The following is a 17,414-nucleotide window of genomic DNA, read 5'->3' as shown; positions in this document are numbered from 1 at the left end:
CGGGACGGGGGGTTTTGGCCGGCCCCGTCGCACTGGCCGGTGCGGGCGCCCCCGGGGCCCCGGATCCGGACCCACTGGTCGTGGCGGGGGGGGGGGCGCCGCGGCTGCGCGGCACCCCCCCCCCGCGCCTCGACCAGCACGAGGTGGTCCGGCCCCGGGCCTTCGACCGTGGTCGGCGGCGCCCCGCGCCCCCACGCCTCGGTCGACCGGCGGCGGAACCGCCACCGGCTCACCGCGAGCCGCCAGGCGACCGTGCGGATCCACGCCTCGGGCCAGCCGTCCCGGTCGAGCTGCCGGCGCCGGTCCCAGCCCTTGACGAAGGCCTCCTGCACGACGTCCTGCGCCTCGTGCAGGTCGCCGAGCATCACGAACAACTGGCCCGTGAGCCGCGCCACCGCATGGGCGTAGAACTCTTCGAACTCCTCGACGGTCAACGAACACTCCCGGATCTCCGACTACACCCCGCATACGCCTGCCGTGGGCCCGCCGGTTGACACGGAATCCCGGGGACCAGAGTGATCGTGATCACGGAACCGCGGCCGGAGGACACGCGTCACCGGGACGCCGGGCCGGGGACCGGCGGGCAACAGGACACGCCGCGGCACCTGAGGTATGCCTTTCCCATGGGGTCCCGCCGCACAGCCTTGGTCCCGCGCCTCTCCCGGCGCGGCGGCCGACTGCTGCTCGCCGTGCCCTTCGCGCTGATCGCGCTGGTCACCGTGGTGGACGTGCTGGTGCCCCCCGACGTGCACCTGGGCCCGTTCCTGATCGCCGCGCCCGCCGTGACGGCGTCGTTCGCGGGGGCGCGCATGACGGCCTTCGTGGGGGCGGTCGCGGTGGCCGCCCAGTCGGTGGTGGCCGCCGCGCGGACGACCTTCACGGACCTCAACCACACCTACCAGATCGTCGCGCTGGTCCTCATCTCGGTCATCGCGACCTTCTTCGCCCATCTGCGGGAGCGGGACGAGAGCAGGGTGACGCGGCTGCGGTCGATCGCGCACGCGGCCCAGAGCGTCGTGCTGCGCCCCCTGCCCCACCGTGCGGGCCCCCTGCACATCGCCTCGGTCTATCTCGCGGCCGAGGAGGAGATGCAGATGGGCGGCGACCTGTACGCGGCGGCCCGCACGGCCTCCGGGACCCGGCTGCTGATCGGCGACGCCCGGGGCAAGGGGCTCGACGCCATCAGCGAGGCCTCGCTCGTCCTGGGCGCCTTCCGGGTGACGGCCCGGCGCGAGCAGGAGCTGCCGGAACTGATCGGACACCTGGAGGCGGGGGTCGGCTCCGAGGAGGAGACCCGGGACCCGGACGGGGCGGGATCCGGCGCCGGAACGGCGGCCGACGACACGGACGAGGCCTTCGTCACCGCGCTGGTGCTGGACATCCCCGACCACGAACCGGTGGTCCGGCTCGTGAACCGCGGGCACCCGCCGCCGCTGCTCCTCCGGGACGGCAAGGTGATCCCGCTCGACACGGCCGAGGCGAGCCCTCCCCTGGGTCTCGCGGACATCGTCTCCCCCGAGGTGACGGTGGAGACCTTTCCCTTCGGCGTGGGAGACGTGCTGCTGCTCTACACGGACGGGGTGGTGGAGGCGCGGGACCGGACGCGCGCCTTCTACCCGCTGACGGAGCGGCTCACGGCCTGGGTCGGGGACGACCCGCCGACCCTGCTCGGCCGGCTGCGCGCCGATCTGCGGGCGTACGCGGGCGGTCATCTCGGCGACGACGCGGCGCTCGTCGCGATCGAGAGGATGCCCACGGAGCCTTAGGTCCCGCGGCCCGTGACGGTCGGCAGGCCTGCATGGATTGCATGGGTGGCATGTTGTGCCATCTGTCTTCGGTGAGGCGGTTTCCGGCCATGCCGCGTTCACGCGACGTTCGTCCCGGCCGCCCAGTCTCGCGGCCATGAACAAGGCAACCCTCTCCGCGACCGCCGTCGTCTCCGCCCTCGCCCTCGGGCTCCCCCTGGCGTCGACCGCCTCCGCGAGCCCCTCCGAGCGGGGCCTGTCGCGGGCCCACCAGCAGCACCGTTCCGGCCACCCCATTCCGTTCACCGAAGCCACCGTCACCGCCGGATCCGACGGTTCGTACACCCTCGCCTGGAAGGCGGAGGGCGTGCGGCGCGTCGAGATCCGCGCGAACGGCAGGGTCGTCGCACGAGGCGGCGCCACCGGCCGGGCCGTGGTCACCGGCCTGCCCGCCGCCGACCGCCAGTGGTTCCGGTTCGACGCCGACCACGGCCAGGGCCTGCGCCTCGCCGACCGGCTCGTCAGGCTCTCCGGAACCGTCAACCTGCGCGACGCGGGCGGCTACCGCACCGAGGACGGCCGGTGGGTCAGGATGGGCGAGGTCTACCGCTCGGACGCCCTCGACCACCTGACCCCCGAGGACCAGGAGAAGCTCCGGCGCCTGGGCGTGCGGACCGTCTTCGACCTGCGCATGGAGGACGAGCGCGCCAAGGCGCCCGACCGGGTGCCGGCCGGCGCGGACTACGTCGTCGCGGACGTCTTCGCGGGCTCCGGAGCCTTCCAGCAGCTCCCGGGGACCCCCGCCGAGGCCGAGCGGATGATGGTCGACGCGGAGAAGTCCATGGTCAGCGGCGAGGGCGGCAGGAAGGCGTACGGCCAGGTCTTCGACGGCATCGCCGAGGACGACGCCCGTTCCGTGCTCTTCCACTGCACCGCCGGCAAGGACCGCACCGGCTGGGCCGGCGCCGCCCTGCTGACCGCACTCGGCGTGCCGCGCGAGACCGTCATGGCCGACTACCTCGCCAGCAACACCTACCGCAAGGCCGCCAACGACGCCGTGCTCGGCCACCTTCCGCCCGCGCAGGCCGCCGTCTACAAGCCCCTGCTCGACGTCCGCCCCGAGTACCTCAACTCCGGCTGGGACGAGGTCGAGGCGGCGTACGGCTCCTTCGACACCTACCTGAAGGACGCCCTCGGCATCGACCACCGCGAGCTGAAGCGCCTCAGGAAGGACCTCCTCATCGGCTGAACCCCGGGCCGCGGATCACCTGTTCAGGGACTGTGCCCGGGCGCCCGTTCCTGGCTCCATGGGAGGGGCGTCCTCGTCGGGACGCCCTCCCCTGGTGGCTCTGATGACGAGGTGATCGGCTGTGGCGACCGACCGGTACGGCCATGACGTGTACAACGGCACGGCGGAGGCGACCGCGCACCTGGACCGCGCGGTGGAGGCGCTTCTCTTCTTCCGCCCCGAAGTGGCCGGCGCCGCCGACGACCTGATCGAGGCCGCTCCCGCCGCACCGCTCGCCCACGCGTTCGCGGCCTACCTGGGCGTCCTCGGCGCGGAGCCGACGGCCGCCGCGGAGGCGCGGCGCCGCTTCGACGGCTTCGTCTCCGGCCTCGACCTCACCGCCCTGCCCCTGCGGGAGCGACTGCACACGGCCGCCGCGGGGAGCCTGCTCGCGGGCGACCTGCGCCGGGGGAGCGCACTCCTGGAGGAGCTGACCGTGGCCCGCCCCCGGGACGCGCTCGCCCTCTTCGTGGGGCACCAGCTCGACTTCCTCACCGGTGACGCGCTGCGCCTGCGGGACCGGATCGGCGGGGCCCTGTCCGCCTGGGACGAGGACGACCCCCACCGGGGCCCGCTCCTCGGCATGTACGCGTTCGGCCTGGAGGAGTCCGGGCACTACGCCCACGCGCGGGACACCGGAGCGGCCGCCGTCGAGCGCAACCGCCACGACGTGTGGGCCATCCACGCCGTCGCCCACACCTACGAGATGCAGGGCCGGTTCGCCGACGGCACCGCCTACCTCGACGCGCGCGCCGACGACTGGTCGGACGGCACCTTCCTGACGGTCCACACCTGGTGGCACTACGCGCTCTACGCGCTGGAGGCGGGGCACACCGAGACGGCGCTCGGCATCTACGACGCGGCCCTGCACAACGAGGACTCCAGGGGCGTGGCGATGGAGCTCCTCGACGCGGCGGCCATGCTCTGGCGGTTCCACCTCGCGCGCTCCGAGCAGGCCCGCCGCTGGGAGGCGCTCGCGGACGCCTGGACGGCACGGGCCGACCCCCCGTTCTACGCCTTCAACGACGTCCACGCGGTCATGGCCTACGTCGGCGCGGGCCGGACCGGCGAGGCGCGCCGGCTGATCGCCGACCGCCGCCGCTGGCTGTCGGAACCGGCCGCGAGGGCGGTCACCAACCACGCGATGACCGCGGACGTGGGGCTGCCCGTGTGCGAGGCGCTCGTCGCCCACGCGGAGGGGGACCACGCCACCGTCATGGCGCTGCTGTGGCCGCTGCGGCGACGGCTGCACGAGTTCGGCGGCAGCCACGCCCAGCGCGACGCGCTCCAGAAGACCCTCCTGGACGCGGCCCTGCGGTCCGGACGGCACGACGAGGCGCGGGTGCTGATCAGCGAGCGGACCGCGCTGCGCCCCGACAGTCCGTACAACTGGCTGAGCAGGGCCCGCCTGGCGGACTCCCTCGGGGATGCCGTCCGGGCCGCCGCCGCCCGCGACCGGGCGGGGAGGCTGGGCCGGAGCGGAGACCTCACGTCCGACCGGTTCTGAGGATTCCACCGGCGCGTACCGCCGTGAGGCGCCCCGGCGATCACCGTACGTCGATCACCGGGGACCGGAGCGTGGCCGTGGGGGCCGCCCCGGGGCCGCGGCCCGCCCGCTTTCCACGCCGTACCGGCAGGGAGCAGCCAAGCGGCCGGAAAAGGGTGCATGCTGGGCACCGACAACGGTCGAGTTCCTGTCGGGAGGTCGAAAGAGTGAACGGCGGCGAGGGGAAGCGGCGCCTGACCGCCCGCGCTTCGGCCGGAAAGGGTGCCGCGGTACGCCGCTCGCCCGGTGCCCGCGGGCGGCGCGCCCGGAACGGCGGCGAGGTCCCCCTCGACCGGCTCACCACACGAGGACGGCTCGCCTGGCTGAATTCCGCCGGGTCCCGGATCGGCACCACCCTCGATCTGGAACGCACGGCCCAGGAGCTGGCCGAGTTCACGGTGCCCCGCTTCGCCGACGGCGCCGCCGTCGACATCCTGGAGAGCGTCCTGCGGGGCGACGAGGGCTCGCGGTGGACGGGCGAGGGCGCCCCGCTCATGCGGGCCACCGCCCTGCGCGCCGTCGAGTCGCTCTCCTCCCTGGAGCCCACCCCGGTCGGCGAGACCACCTCGGCCCGCGCCGAGGAGGCCCACGAGACGCTGCTGCACCGCTACTGCCTGCGCCAGGGGCGGCCGGTCCTGGTGAGCCGCATGCGCAACGAGGACTTCCGCAAGGTCGCGCCGACCGACCGGGCCGCGGCGAAGATGCGGGCCGCCGGAGTGCACAGCTACCTCGCCGTGCCCCTCATCGCCCGCGGGCTGCTCCTCGGCAGCGCGGACTTCGTCCGCGGCCGCGGCTCACCGCCGTTCTCCTCCACCGACCTCGCGCTCGCGGAGCAGCTGGCGTCCCAGGCCGCCGTCTACATCGACAACGCCCGGCTGTACGGGCGCGAGCGCGAGCACGTCGTCTCCCTCCAGCGGGCCCTGCTGCCGCGCGCGACCCCGGTGACGCCGGGACTGCGGGTGCGGGCCGAGTACGCGCCCTCCGCGGCCCACCACGGGGTGGGCGGCGACTGGTACGACGTCATGGCCCTGCCCGGCGGACGCACCGCCCTGATGGTGGGCGACGTCATGGGCCACGGGCTGCCCGCGGCCGCCACCATGGGACGGCTGCGGGCGGTGGCCCGCACCCTGATGACCCTGGACATGGCCCCCGAGCGCGTCCTGGCCCGGCTCGACCTCGCCACCCGCGACCTGGAGGACGAGCAGGTCGCCACGTTCCTGTGCGCCGTGTACGACCCCGCCGACTCCACGTACACGCTGGCCAGCGCCGGGCACCTGCCGCCGCTGCTCCTCGACGGGCGGGGCGCCGCCGAGTTCGTGGACGTGCCCGTCGGCGCGCCGCTCGGCGCGGGAGTGATTCCGTACGACCCGGTCCGGCTGAAGGTGCCGGGGGACGGCAGCCTGGTCATGTACACGGACGGGCTCATCAAGTCCCGGCACGAGGACATCGACCACCAGCTGGACTGCCTGCGCTCCGCCGCGCGGGGGCTCGAACCCGGTGCGCTCGAAGGCGGCGGCCTGATCGCGTGCGCGCCCGCCGACGCCGCCCGGTTCGACGAGGCCGTGCTCCTCGTCGCGACGTCGGGCACGGAGGGCCCCGCCGACCTGCGGGAGTGGGAGCTGCCGCAGGAAGGCAGGGCGGCGTCCGTCGCCCGGCACCTGGTCACGGACCAGCTCGCCGCCTGGGACCTGACCGAGCTCGCCGACGTCTTCGAACTCGTCGTCTCCGAGCTCGTGGGCAACGCCCTGCGCTACGGCAACGGCCCGGGGACCATCCGGCTGCTGCGCGGCGACCGCCTGGTCGTGGAGGTCTCGGACACGGGCCCCGACCTGCCCCAGATCCAGCACGCGGACCTCAGCGACGAGGGCGGCCGGGGCCTCCAGCTCATCAACATGCTGTGCCGCCGGTGGGGGTTCTGCCGCACCGTGAACGGCAAGGTCGTCTGGGCGGAACAGGACCTGCCCTCCTGAGGGCGGGCGCTACGGGCCCTCGGGCAGGCGGCCGGGGGCGGGCTTGGTCCCCGCGGCCGCCGCGTGCAGCACCTTGAGGGCGATCAGGAGCACGCCGATGTCGTCCAGGTAGACCGGGTCCGGAACGAGGTCGATCGGCGAGATCGTGTAGACCACCGCCGCCCAGAAGAGCGCCTTGGACTGCAGGGGCACACCGGCGTCGAGCAGCAGCCGGCGGGCCCGGAAGACCCGGACGAGGAGCACGGCCGCGTATCCCGCCACCACGAGTGCGAGAACCACGGCCACGACGAGCCAGACGGAACCGTCCATGCCGCTCTCCTGCCCGATGTCGGTGTCGCTGAGCCCCGGCCGGTCGTCCGCGGCGCTTACCAGGCTACGGCCCGGCGCCGCCGTTCGGGCCCGTCGGTGACCGGCGGCGCCCCGGGGCCCCCGGATCGCCGGTCACCGGACGTGACGCCCCGGACCCCGGCGGCGAGCGCCCAGAGGAGCAGGGGAAGCGCTGCGAGCCGTTCCATGCCCCCCATGCCGAGACCGAGGTAGCGGTGGGAGAGGAACAGCCCGAAGGCCACCAGAGCCGTGACTCCGAGCAGGCCCGCGCCCCACCGCAGGGGCGCCGGGACGTGGGCCGCCAGGTGGAACCCGGCCAGGACGAGCCCGGTGTTGCCCGCCGCCATGATGAGCAGCGCCCCGAGGACGTGCAGGTTCTCGTCGACGTCCGCCGGGGCCAGCCCCGCCAGCACGAATCCCGCGCCGGCCGCGGCGAGCAGCAGGCGGGCGGTGGTGGCGGCACGGCCGCCGCGCCACAGGGCACCACCGGTGAGGACGACGCCGAGGACGAGCAGCACCCCCAGGGCGACGAACGACACGTTCATCAGAGCGTGCTCGGGGGAGCAGACGAACCGGGGTTCGGGCTCCGCCTGCAGCGCGCAGTGCGCGTTCCCGAGGTCGCTGATGTTGTTCCGGGCCCAGCTGTACGGTCTGTCCCAGGCCGACTCGACGATCAGGTGGACGGCGAAGAACTGCACCACGCCCACGATCCAGGCCACATACCCCGTCAGGACCCTCATCCGTCCACCTTCCGTCACGCGCGATCTCGTACGGACAGCCGATCACGCGGCGCGGGTCCCGGGCACTCCCACGAGCCCCCGGACCGGGGTGGGGCAGGCCCTACCGCCCGGTGGAGCGGGTGGCCCGTTCAGAGGTGGGCGTCCAGGAGCTGCCGCACCTCGGAGTCCGTCAGGGGCCCCGTCGCGTGTGCCACCGCCTCGCCCTCCACCAGCAGGACGCAGGACGGGGCGCCGGTGACGCCGTACCGCTCGGTCGCGGCGGGACAGCGCGTGATGTCGGTACGGACGGCCGTCAGGCGGCCCGCGTACGCGTCGGCGACGTCACCGACGACGAGGTCCATCGCCCGGCTGGGCTCGATCGCCCTGGGCCACGTCCCGGTGAAGTAGGCGAGGACCGGGACCGTGCTCATCCGGAGGATGAAATCGAACTCCGCGTCCTCGCGGGGCTGGTGAATCCGCTTCGCCATGGAAGCTCCTGACCTCGCGTTCCGTCATTCCGGCCCCATCATCCCCCGCGCGGGACAGTCGTGAAGCCCGCCGGGCCCGCCCCTCGCCCGGGTCGAGGGGGGTCAGTGCTCGCAGAGGGAGAACTCGCGCTCGTAGAGCTGCTCGTTGTGCTCGTCGACGAAGAACTTGCGTTCCCGCATGAGTTCCTCGCGGAACTGCCGGGCCTGTTCGAGCGTCATGGTCGAGGCGGCGGACCACGGCTGTTGCGGGGGCACGTCGGAGGTGGAGACGACGCTCTCCGACGGGTCCACCAGGAAGAACGCGAGAATCTTGCGGTGTCCCGGCCGGGTGGGGTCCGCGAGCCGGAACGAGCCGACGCGGTGCTGCAGGATGTTCGGGAAGGCCAGGCAGCGGCCCGCCGGCGTCGACGCCGATCCGAGCACCTGGTTCAGCGCGTCCTCGTCCTCCAGGCCGTAGACCTCCCGCAGGCCGTCGTCGTCGTTCTGCTCGTACCGCGGGTCGTCGAGCGCCGTCCGGAAGGCCAGCCGGCTCTCGGTGATGTTCTCGCTGTCCCAGTAGTAGATGCCGGTCGAGACGATCCGCTCGTTGAGCATTCCCTCGACGTGCCAGGAACCGCCGGAGTACTCGGGATCCTCCGGCGTCAGATGGATCGTGGCGAGCTTGACGACGACCTGGACGGTGCGGCCCCGCAGGCCGACCCGGACGGATTCGTCCGGCACCGCGCGCGGGGTGTACGCCGGGGCGTCGGGGACGACCGGGGAGCGGGTCTCCCACCACTCGTCGTGGGCCTCTCCCCACGCGTCGAGGGCATCCGCGTAGGCGCCCGCGTCGGCGTAGGCGGATCGTTCGGGATACTCCGGCTTCGAGTCGTACCACCCGAAGGGATCGGCCTCGATCCGCAGCGGCCGCGGATGCCGCAGATCGGTGAGCACGTTCTCGAACAGGGGAAGCAGCCGCGCGAACACGTCCGGCAGCACGGAGTCCAGCGCGCGATGACGTTCGGGGTGGACGTTGTTGACGTACGAACGGAACGCGACGGCGCCCTCCTCGCTGATGTCGACGTCCGTGGGCAGCCACTGGAACCGCTCCGAGAACTCGTGCTTCGAGTAGCGGTCCGTCGGGTTCTTCCAGGCCCGCTCGGGCCCGCCGCTGACGTCCCTCACCAGACAGAACAGCGAGGGATGCACCAGGTCCAGCACCTGGCCGCCGGATCCGGGGTGCCAGTCCCGCTCCGCTTCGGGCACCTGTTCCAGGACCCGGACCGCCTCGCGCAGCCGGGACCTCAGCCCGTCGTCGACGAGCGAGTCCGACTGCCACACGCCGTCGACGGCGGACACCTCGACGCCGGTGACCCCGTCCCGCAGGTCCGCGTAGTGCGCGAGCTCGGCGAGCACATGACGCACCTGCGCGTCGGTGAGGCCCTGGGCGACGGCCTCCCGCGTCCACCGGGCGACGACGGCGGCGTCGTTCCGCTTGTCGAACCATCCGGGCTTCTCACGAAGGTGGGCACTGCACGCGATCATCTCGATCTCGCGCAGGGTTCGGGGTGCGGCGTACGAGAGAGAACGGGAAGCTTGGAAGGGCAGCGGAAAAGCAGACAGGCCGGTCAATTCTCTGGTTCCTCCGAGTCGGTGGGCGGTGGCGGGAACGATACGTGAGCGGACTGACAGGGCAGGAGCGTCACCAGGGCCGTCCCGGGCACGCGCGGGTCCCGCGGACTCGGCATGAAGGGACCCGCCCCGGGCCGTACAGGAGCAGCGATGCGCACCGTAGGAGTCGAAGAGGAGCTGCTGCTCGTCAGCGCCACGACGGGCGAGCCGCTCGCGGTGTCGTCCGCGGTGCTCGCCGCGGCGGCGGCCGGTGCCGGTGGTGACGACGCGGCGACCCCCGCTCGATGCGCGAGACACCCGCCGGGGCGGCTCTCGACGCCCTCCTGGAGCACACGAACGCGGCGCTGGACGCCACGGGCGACCGCGACCGGGCCCGTCGCGCTCTGACCGCCCTCACGGGGCACGGCGGCGGTGCCCGGCGGCAGCGCGACCTCCACCGCGGCGGCCGTGATCTCGGCGAGGTCGTACGGGAGTGCGCGCGGATCACGGTCGGCGACGGCACGTGAGCGCGTCGTGCCCGGCCGCTCCTGTCGCCGCGGCGCACCGCGCGCCGCCACCGGGCGGGCTCCGCCGCCTACCGGTCGAGGAGGGCGCGGGCGGCGCGGGCGATGTGGGTCCGGGAGATGCCGGCCTCGTCGAGGAGCTCCTCCGTGGTGCCGGAGCCCGGCAGGCGCGTGACCGCGAGGTGGGCGAAGGCGGGCCGGTGGCCGCCCGGGGCGAGCGCGGACAGGACGGCCTCGCCGGCCCCGCCCTCGGGGTGGTGGTCCTCGGCGACGACGAGGGCCCCCGTCTCACGGGCGGCCCGGACGAGGGTGTCGGTGTCGACCGGCTTGACGGAGTAGAGGTCGACGACGCGGGCCCGGACGCCGTCGGCGGCCAGCTCGTCGGCGGCGGCGAGGCATTCGTGGAGCGTCACGCCCGCGCCCACGAGCGTGACCCGGTCCGCTTCGCTGTGCCGCAGGGTCTTGGATCCGCCCACCGGGAAGGTCTCGCCGGCCGCGTACAGCACCGGGTAGGCGCCGCGCGTGGCGCGCAGGTAGGAGATGCCGTCGAGGTCGGCCATGGCGGCGGTCAGGGCGGCCGCGGAGGTGGCGTCGCAGGGGTAGAGCACCGTGGAGCCGAGGACGGCGCGCATCATGGCGAGGTCCTCGACGCCCATCTGCGAGGGCCCGTCGGCGCCGATCTCGACACCGGCGTGCGTACCGCACAGGGACATCGTGATCTGCGAGACGGCGGCCATGCGGATGAAGTCGTGCGCGCGGGTGAGGAACGCGGCGAAGGTGGTGGCGTACGGGCGGTAGCCGCGCACGGCCATGCCGACGGCGTCGGCGACCATCTGCTGTTCGGCGATGTACGTCTGGAAGAACCGCTCCGGATGGGCCTTCCGGAAGTCCTCGGTGTGCGTGGAGTTGCCGACCTCGGCGTCCAGCACGACGACCTCGGGGCGGGCACCGAGCGCGGCGAGGGCGGCACCGAACGCGACCCGGGTCGCGACCTCCTCCCCGACCTCGTAGCGCGGCAGCTCCACCGGGCCCGCCGCGCCGGCGCCGGGGCGCGCGCCCGCGGACCGGGCCGCCGGCGGCATCGGCCCGCGTACGGCCAGGTGGCGGACGCCGCCCAGCTCGGCGACGGCCCGCTCGGCCATGTCCTCCGGCAGGGGCTTGCCGTGCCAGCCGTTCCGGTCGGCGACCTCGGAGACACCACGGCCCTTGACCGTCCTGGCGACGATCACGGCGGGTCCCGTCCCGTCCGCGGCCACGGTCAGGGCCCGGTCGACCTGTGCCAGGTCGTGTCCGTCGACCACGAGCGCCCGGCAGCCGAAGGCCTCGACGCGCCGGGCGTACGCGGCGGTGTCCCACTCCAGCTCGGTGGGACCGCTCTGGCCGAGGCGGTTGACGTCGACGAGGGCGACGAAGTTGGCGAGCCGGTGCTGCCCGGCCTTGTCGAGGGCCTCCCACACGGAACCCTCGGCCATCTCGCCGTCACCGCACAGCACCCACACGCGGTACGGCTGCCGTTCCAGGTCGCGGCCGGCGAGCGCGATCCCGACGCCGTACGCGATGCCCTGGCCGAGGGAGCCGGTGGCCAGGTCCACCCAAGGCAGCACCGGGGTCGGGTGCCCCTGGAGGCGATGGCCGGAGCGGCGGTACGTGGTCATCAGCTCGTCGTCGCCGATCGCGCCGGCGGCCTTGAACATCGCGTACAGCAGGGGCGACGCATGGCCCTTCGAGAAGATCAGGTGGTCACCGGCCGGGTCGTCCGGGGCGGACCAGTCGTAGCGGAGGTGGCGGGTCATGAGGACCGCCATCAGATCCGCCGCGGACAGGCTGGAGGTGGGGTGACCGGAGCCGGCCGACGTGCTGGCGCGCACCGCGTCGACCCTGAGCTGCTGCGCGAGTTCGAAGACCTGGGAGAGGTCGCTGTCGGGTCCGAGCGGGACGGTCGGGGGCGCTGCGGTCATGGGGGAGGTCCTTTCCGGCGGAGCGGGCGGGTGCGGGAACGGTCCCGGCACCGGGGTCAGGTGGTCCCGGCCGCGGTGCCGGGACCACCGGGGTCAGGGGTTCCCGGCCGCGGGCGGTCGATCACGCCCGGTGCTCGGCTTGGCCCGCTCGGGTGCGGCTCCGGCCGCCGGGCGTCTGCCCGGGGTCCGCGCCCGGTATGCGTTCCCGTCCTGCCTCGGTCCCCCGCACTCGTCCGCTCCCTCGCCGCTCCGCGATGAGTTCCGGGCGCGCCACCGGTCCACCCTTCAGACCCGTCGTCCCGGAGGAGCAGCAGATGACATCCATGACCACGCTCGACCTCGGCCCCCAGGCGCTGATCGTGGCGCGCCTCGCGGCGGGCGTTCCGGAGGCACGGCTCGCCGACCGGACGCCCTGCCCGGAGTACGCCGTGACCGACCTGCTGGGGCACCTGGCCGGCCTGTCCCTCGCCTTCCGTGACGCCGCCCGCAAGGACCTGGGCCCCAGCACCGCGGTCCCGCCCGGCAGCACGAGGCCGGTCCTCCCGGCCGACTGGCGCACGGAACTGCCCCGGCTCCTGGCGGAACTGGCCGGGGCCTGGAGGGAACCGGAGGCCTGGACCGGATTCACCCGCGCGGGCGGTGTGGACCTGCCCGGTGACGTCGCGGGGATCGTGGCCGCCGACGAGCTGGTCATCCACGGCTGGGACCTGGCCCGGGCCACCGGTCAGGCGTACGCGCCCGACCCGGCCGCGCTCCACGCCTCGCACGCGTTCCTGCTGGCCGCCGCCGAGGAGCAGGGGGACGGCGGCGGCCTCTTCGGCACCGCGGTGCCCGTCCCGGACAGGGCTCCGCTGCTGGACCGCGCGGTGGGGCTGAGCGGCCGCGACCCGAACTGGACCGCGCCGGGCACCTCGTGACACCGACCGGCCGCGTACGGCGCCGGCCGTGGCGCCCTGCCCCGTCGGACGCGGCTCATGGCCGGCGGCGAGGGGCGGTCGCTCCGTGGCGCAGTCCGTCGAGGAGCAGGTCGAGGAGGCGGCCGGACCGGTCCCGCTGGGCCGGAGAGCTGGTGATCAGCGCGACCCCCGCGAGGCTGAGGCCGACGTCGAAGGGGTCGACGTCCGAGCGGAGGAGACCGGCGTCGGCTCCCGCGTGGAGCAGGGAGTCGATCGCCGCGCCGAGCCGGTCGAGGGTCTCCGCGAAGGGGTCCGCGCCCGAGGCGACGGCGGCCCGCAGGGCGTCCGCCATGCCCTGCTTGGCGGCCAGGTAGTCGATGAACCGGTCCATCCACGCGCGCAGGGCACGGTCCGGCGGGAGCTCCGCCAGCAGCTCGGCGGCGCTGTCGCAGACGCGGGCCAGCTCGTTGCGGTAGGCGGCCTCGACCAGCGCCTCCCGGGTGGGGAAGTGGCGGTAGAGCGTGGCCGAGCCGACTCCGGCGGCCTTGGCGATCGTGTCGATCGGAACGTCCGCGCCCTTCTCGGCGAAAGCGCGCACGGCCGCTTCGAGGATCCGCTCCCGGTTGCGGCGGGCATCGGCGCGCAAGACGCTCGGCTGGGTGGTCACGGTTGCTCCCTTCGTCGGGACCAGTCTATCTGGACAACCGGGGAGTTCCCCGGTTAGCCTCCGGGTAAATGGGGAGTTCCCCGGTTAAGGGCCGGCGCTCCGTACGACACGCAAGGAGACCCCTTGATGACCAGCGAGAAGACCGTCCTGATCACCGGCACGTCCTCCGGGATCGGCCTGGCCGCCGCCGTCGCCGCCGCCCGGGAGGGCTGGCGGGTCGTCGCCACCATGCGCGACACCGGAAAGGCCGACGCCCTGCTCGAGGCGGCGGCGGAGCACGCGGTCACCGACCGGATCCAGGTGAAGCACCTCGACGTCGTCGACCCCGGCAGCATCACCGCCTGCCTCGACGAGGTGATCGCCGAGCACGGCCGCCTCGACGCGCTCGTCAACAACGCCGGCGCCGCGCAGGTCGGAACCATCGAGCGGATGAGCCTCGACGACGTCCGGGCCGCCATGGAGGTCAACTTCTTCGGCGTGGTCGCCGCCACCCGCGCCGCCCTGCCGCACCTCAGGGCCTCCCGGGGCCGGGTGATCACCGTCACCAGCGTGGGCGGCGCGGTCGGCCAGCCCTTCAACGAGGCCTACTGCGCGGCGAAGTTCGCCGTCGAGGGCTTCATGCAGTCGCTCGACCCCGTCGCCGCCACCGTCGGTGTCGATGTCGTCGTGGTCGAACCGGGCGCGGTGGCCAGCGAGTTCGTCGCCAACATCGGCCTGGACGTGCCGGCCCTGCTCGCCGCCGCCGGACCGTACGCCCCGGCCCTCCAGGCGTACGTCGCCCGCACCCAGCAGTCCTTCGGCAACGCCCAGACGCCGTTCGAGGCCGCGGCTCCGATCATCGAGGCCCTGACCGGGGACGAGCCCCCGTTCCGCGTCCAGACCTCCGAGTGGGCCCGCGCGTTCGTCGGCACCACGCTCGCGGACCTGGACGGCTCCGCGGTCCGGGCCCTCACCGGTCCCTGGCTCCGCTGAACGGATCCCTCCGAGCCCGCGCGTTCCGCGCGGCTCCCCGCTCCGGGCGCGGCGATGACTTTCCGGCGCGCGTCCGGTCGGTACGTTCCGAGTACGCCGTCAACGCGAATCGGAGCGTCGGAACGACATGAGCACGCACAGCGACCACGACAGCAGCACCCCGGACCCCGAGCGGCAGCCCCGTCTCGTGGAACGCGAACCCGAGACCACCGCCGTCGTGCACGGCGTCGTGTCCCCGGCGGAGGTGCGCACCTTCTTCGACGAGGCCTTCGGGGCGCTCGGGCGCGTGCTGCGCGAGCAGCGGGTCCCGCCGAAGAGCGCCGCGTTCGGCCTGCACCACGGGGCGCCGGGGGAGAAGTGGGAGCTGGAGGTCGGGTTCGTCACCGGGCGCGTGGTACGGGCCGAGGGCGGCGTCGTCACCGGCGAGCTGCCCGGCGGGCGGGTCGCGCGGGTGACGCACCACGGCGGCTTCGACGGGCTCGGGGAGTCCTGGGAGCGGCTCGGGGCCTGGATCCGCGCGCAGGGGCTGCGAGGCGGTGAGGACCGGTGGGAGGTGTACGTGACGCAGCCGACGCCGGACATGGACCCTCAGGACCTGCGGACCGAGCTCAACTGGCCGATCGCCGAGTGAGACCGCCGCGCGAACCGTACGGCGGCCGAGCGGCGCTCAGGCCCCCGGCAGCCGCTCCGGCCCGCCGAGCCCCGGAGCCCCCCAGACCGGGAACCACCGCTCCATGTCCGGCTCCATCGCGAGGTCGCCGGCCAGCAGTCCCCTGACCTGGACCTCGAGGGTGTTGTCGCGGGTCTCGGCGCGATCGGTGCGCGGCGCGAACGGATAGAAGGTGCCGCGCTTGTACAGGTACACGAGCGCGAGGTCACGCGCCCGGTGCCCGTCGGCGCCCGGTTCGTCCGCCCAGGCCCCCTCCGCCGGGCCTCCCTCCGTCCCCGCGTTCGTCCGCGCCCCGGCCTCCGGGGCGCGGAACGCGGTCAGGGAGCAGAGCAGATTGGGGCCGAAGCCCGCCTCCTCGAGGAGCGCGTTGACCGCGTGCAGGTCGTTGACCAGCGTGATCAGGTCCTCGGCGGGACGCCGTACGGTGAGCCACGTGTAGCCGTACGCGTCCGACGTGTACGTCACGGGGTACGCCCCCGCTCCGGCGCTCCGGCCCTCGCCGTCGCCCCCGCCCCGATCGCTCCCGGCGACCACCTCGACGTCGAGGAGATCCCGTACGTCTGCCTTCAGACGGGCGAAGGCACCGCCCTCCACCGCGGCGAAGCACACCGCCCCGGCACCTGCCGGAACGAAGCCCGTGCCCGCCTGGAGGGTGAGCGCCGCGGCCGGCAGCCCGAAGAGACGGTCCAGATCGGGCCGGACCGGCCGGCTGCGCCCGAGGATGCTGTCGAGGAGCCCCACCGCCGTCACGCCCCGCCGAGCTGCGCCGAGATCCGCGTGAGCTGCTCGAGCCGCTGCTCCAGGGTGGGGTGGGTGGAGAGCAGCCGGCTCAGGCTCTCCTTGGAGGAGAAGGCCGGCGCGAACCAGAAGGCGTTGTACGGCTCCGCCTTGCGCAGGTCCTTCGTCGGGATGCGGGCCATCTCACCGCTCACCTTGGTGAGCGCGGAGGCGAGCGCCGACGGGCGGCCCGTCAGGAGCGCGGCGGCGCGGTCGGCGGCCAGCTCGCGGTAGCGTGAGAGCACGCGGGTCAGCAGGAAGCTGACGACGTAGACGGCCGCGCTGACGACGGGGACGAGGATCACGGCCAGGCCCATGGTGCTGTCCCGGCTGCGGCCGAGACCGCTGTAGAGCGCGACCCGCGTCATCATCCCGGCGAGGACGCCGAGGAAGGACGCGATGGTCATGACCGCGACGTCCCGGTGCGCCACGTGCGACATCTCGTGCGCGAGGACGCCCTCCAGCTCCTCGGGCTCCAGGCGCCGCAGCAGGCCCGTCGTGACGCAGACCAGCGCGGTCTTCTCGCCGCGGCCGGTGGCGAACGCGTTCGGCACGTCGCTCTCGGCGATCGCCACCTTCGGCTTCGGCATGTCGGCCAGCGCACAGATCCGGTCCACGGTTCCGTGCAGCTCGGGCGCCTGCTCCCTGGTCACCTCGCGTGCACCCATGCCCAGCGCGGCGATCCGGTCGCTGAACCAGAACTGTCCGACGAACAGAGCGCCCGTGATCAGCAGGATGATCGGCCAGGATCCGCGCAGCAGGACCAGCAGAACGCCGACGAAGACCACGTACAGCAGACCGATCAGGAACATCGTCGTCGCCATGCGCGTCGCCAGACCCCGGTCCGGGGCGTAGCGCGAGCGGGACGAGGAGCGAGTTCTGGGCATCCGCGCACCCTCTTCCACGAGCGGGCGGGACCGGCCGGGCCCCGGTCGGGGCAAGCCTTCCGCCCCCTCCTGCCAGTGTGCTCCCCCACGCGCCGGAACGGATGCGCGAAACCCGCCCCGCCCGGCGGGGACGGACTGCTCCGACTGGAGCCCTCCGGTGGTGGACGTCCGGCACCGCGCCGACGCTGGCCTGGCGGTGGCCGCCACCCGACGCGTGCGGGGCCGCGCGGAGCCGCGCCGCATCGTCGTCGGTCCCGGCGCGGCCGAGACCCTCAGAAAGACAGGAACACATGGCGGATCAAGCCCTCGGCACAGGCTGCCTGTCGCCCGCTCGTGGGAGCGGCGGGCCCGTACGGAACCGGGGGCCGCGGCCGTCCGCGCCACGCCGCT

Annotated in this window: 17 protein-coding genes; 8 read left to right on the top strand and 9 right to left on the bottom strand. The window is 74.0% G+C overall.

From position 1 onward, the window contains the following. Positions 1–434 (bottom strand): sigma factor (locus ACFV2S_RS21430; RefSeq protein WP_385561311.1); only part of this gene is annotated, 434 nt, incomplete at its 3' end. A gap of 189 nt (positions 435–623) precedes the next feature. Between ACFV2S_RS21430 and ACFV2S_RS21425 the strand changes: the two genes are divergently transcribed. From ACFV2S_RS21425 to ACFV2S_RS21410, 4 genes are all read left to right on the top strand, one after another. Beyond that, complete coding sequence (locus ACFV2S_RS21425; RefSeq protein WP_385561308.1) at positions 624–1,766, top strand: PP2C family protein-serine/threonine phosphatase; 1,143 nt, start codon at positions 624–626, stop codon at positions 1,764–1,766. A gap of 136 nt (positions 1,767–1,902) precedes the next feature. Further along, positions 1,903–2,994 (top strand): tyrosine-protein phosphatase, encoded by a 1,092-nt coding sequence (locus tag ACFV2S_RS21420; protein ID WP_385561305.1) that lies wholly within the window; start codon positions 1,903–1,905, stop codon positions 2,992–2,994. Between the two features lie 121 nt (positions 2,995–3,115). Further along, a complete protein-coding gene (locus tag ACFV2S_RS21415) occupies positions 3,116–4,540 on the top strand; it encodes a tetratricopeptide repeat protein (protein WP_385561302.1) in 1,425 nt (474 codons plus the stop codon). Positions 4,541–4,746: 206 nt separating this feature from the next. Further along, complete coding sequence (locus ACFV2S_RS21410; protein ID WP_385561299.1) at positions 4,747–6,549, top strand: SpoIIE family protein phosphatase; 1,803 nt, start codon at positions 4,747–4,749, stop codon at positions 6,547–6,549. 9 nt (positions 6,550–6,558) lie between these two features. On the opposite strand, the gene ACFV2S_RS21405 is transcribed toward ACFV2S_RS21410, so the two are convergent. The 4 genes from ACFV2S_RS21405 to ACFV2S_RS21390 form a co-directional block, all read right to left on the bottom strand. Further along, positions 6,559–6,858: a YkvA family protein gene (locus tag ACFV2S_RS21405; protein WP_385561296.1), complete on the bottom strand. Its 300-nt coding sequence runs from the start codon at positions 6,856–6,858 to the stop codon at positions 6,559–6,561. Between the two features lie 56 nt (positions 6,859–6,914). Next, on the bottom strand, positions 6,915–7,616 hold the full coding sequence (locus ACFV2S_RS21400) for a DUF998 domain-containing protein (protein WP_385561293.1): 702 nt from the start codon (positions 7,614–7,616) through the stop codon (positions 6,915–6,917). A 128-nt stretch (positions 7,617–7,744) separates the two neighbouring features. Then, positions 7,745–8,083, bottom strand: coding sequence for a thioredoxin family protein (locus ACFV2S_RS21395; protein ID WP_385561290.1), 339 nt, complete (start codon positions 8,081–8,083; stop codon positions 7,745–7,747). A 102-nt stretch (positions 8,084–8,185) separates the two neighbouring features. Beyond that, entirely contained in the window at positions 8,186–9,694 is a 1,509-nt protein-coding gene (locus tag ACFV2S_RS21390) for a DUF4246 domain-containing protein (RefSeq protein ID WP_385561287.1), read from the bottom strand. A gap of 284 nt (positions 9,695–9,978) precedes the next feature. Here ACFV2S_RS21390 and ACFV2S_RS21385 point away from each other — a divergent pair, with 284 nt between their 5' ends. Beyond that, positions 9,979–10,200 (top strand): hypothetical protein, encoded by a 222-nt coding sequence (locus ACFV2S_RS21385; protein WP_385561415.1) that lies wholly within the window; start codon positions 9,979–9,981, stop codon positions 10,198–10,200. Between the two features lie 68 nt (positions 10,201–10,268). Here ACFV2S_RS21385 and ACFV2S_RS21380 read toward each other — a convergent pair whose 3' ends face one another. Next, complete coding sequence (locus ACFV2S_RS21380) at positions 10,269–12,155, bottom strand: transketolase (protein ID WP_385561284.1); 1,887 nt, start codon at positions 12,153–12,155, stop codon at positions 10,269–10,271. Positions 12,156–12,469: 314 nt separating this feature from the next. On the opposite strand from ACFV2S_RS21380, the gene ACFV2S_RS21375 reads away from it, so the two are divergent. Then, positions 12,470–13,072 (top strand): TIGR03086 family metal-binding protein, encoded by a 603-nt coding sequence (locus ACFV2S_RS21375; protein ID WP_385561281.1) that lies wholly within the window; start codon positions 12,470–12,472, stop codon positions 13,070–13,072. Between the two features lie 55 nt (positions 13,073–13,127). Here ACFV2S_RS21375 and ACFV2S_RS21370 read toward each other — a convergent pair whose 3' ends face one another. Beyond that, complete coding sequence (locus ACFV2S_RS21370) at positions 13,128–13,718, bottom strand: TetR/AcrR family transcriptional regulator (RefSeq protein WP_383788920.1); 591 nt, start codon at positions 13,716–13,718, stop codon at positions 13,128–13,130. Between the two features lie 126 nt (positions 13,719–13,844). On the opposite strand from ACFV2S_RS21370, the gene ACFV2S_RS21365 reads away from it, so the two are divergent. Together ACFV2S_RS21365 and ACFV2S_RS21360 are read left to right on the top strand one after the other, a co-directional pair. Beyond that, on the top strand, positions 13,845–14,690 hold the full coding sequence (locus tag ACFV2S_RS21365; protein WP_385561277.1) for an SDR family NAD(P)-dependent oxidoreductase: 846 nt from the start codon (positions 13,845–13,847) through the stop codon (positions 14,688–14,690). 127 nt (positions 14,691–14,817) lie between these two features. Beyond that, on the top strand, positions 14,818–15,321 hold the full coding sequence (locus tag ACFV2S_RS21360) for a GyrI-like domain-containing protein (protein ID WP_385561274.1): 504 nt from the start codon (positions 14,818–14,820) through the stop codon (positions 15,319–15,321). Between the two features lie 36 nt (positions 15,322–15,357). On the opposite strand, the gene ACFV2S_RS21355 is transcribed toward ACFV2S_RS21360, so the two are convergent. Together ACFV2S_RS21355 and htpX are read right to left on the bottom strand one after the other, a co-directional pair. Further along, positions 15,358–16,101, bottom strand: a complete 744-nt coding sequence (locus tag ACFV2S_RS21355; RefSeq protein WP_385561412.1) for a hypothetical protein — start codon at positions 16,099–16,101, stop codon at positions 15,358–15,360. A gap of 5 nt (positions 16,102–16,106) precedes the next feature. Then, positions 16,107–17,024, bottom strand: coding sequence for a zinc metalloprotease HtpX (gene htpX, locus ACFV2S_RS21350; protein ID WP_189805057.1), 918 nt, complete (start codon positions 17,022–17,024; stop codon positions 16,107–16,109). Between the last annotated feature and the right edge of the window lie 390 nt (positions 17,025–17,414).

It is taken from the genome of Streptomyces sp. NPDC059695 (assembly GCF_042733785.1).
Lineage (GTDB): Bacteria > Actinomycetota > Actinomycetes > Streptomycetales > Streptomycetaceae > Streptomyces.
This window is presented reverse-complemented; position numbering and strand designations above follow the sequence as displayed.

Bases quoted from the DNA above. Each gene is read 5' to 3' on its own strand.
- ACFV2S_RS21420 (WP_385561305.1), top strand. From the start codon at position 1,903: ATGAACAAGGCAACCCTCTCCGCGACCGCCGTCGTCTCCGCCCTCGCC.
- ACFV2S_RS21365 (WP_385561277.1), top strand. From the start codon at position 13,845: ATGACCAGCGAGAAGACCGTCCTGATCACCGGCACGTCCTCCGGGATC.
- ACFV2S_RS21385 (WP_385561415.1), top strand. From the start codon at position 9,979: ATGCGCGAGACACCCGCCGGGGCGGCTCTCGACGCCCTCCTGGAGCAC.
- ACFV2S_RS21380 (WP_385561284.1), bottom strand. From the start codon at position 12,155: ATGACCGCAGCGCCCCCGACCGTCCCGCTCGGACCCGACAGCGACCTC.
- ACFV2S_RS21425 (WP_385561308.1), top strand. From the start codon at position 624: ATGGGGTCCCGCCGCACAGCCTTGGTCCCGCGCCTCTCCCGGCGCGGC.
- ACFV2S_RS21360 (WP_385561274.1), top strand. From the start codon at position 14,818: ATGAGCACGCACAGCGACCACGACAGCAGCACCCCGGACCCCGAGCGG.
- ACFV2S_RS21395 (WP_385561290.1), bottom strand. From the start codon at position 8,083: ATGGCGAAGCGGATTCACCAGCCCCGCGAGGACGCGGAGTTCGATTTC.
- ACFV2S_RS21400 (WP_385561293.1), bottom strand. From the start codon at position 7,616: ATGAGGGTCCTGACGGGGTATGTGGCCTGGATCGTGGGCGTGGTGCAG.
- ACFV2S_RS21375 (WP_385561281.1), top strand. From the start codon at position 12,470: ATGACATCCATGACCACGCTCGACCTCGGCCCCCAGGCGCTGATCGTG.
- htpX (WP_189805057.1), bottom strand. From the start codon at position 17,024: ATGCCCAGAACTCGCTCCTCGTCCCGCTCGCGCTACGCCCCGGACCGG.
- ACFV2S_RS21405 (WP_385561296.1), bottom strand. From the start codon at position 6,858: ATGGACGGTTCCGTCTGGCTCGTCGTGGCCGTGGTTCTCGCACTCGTG.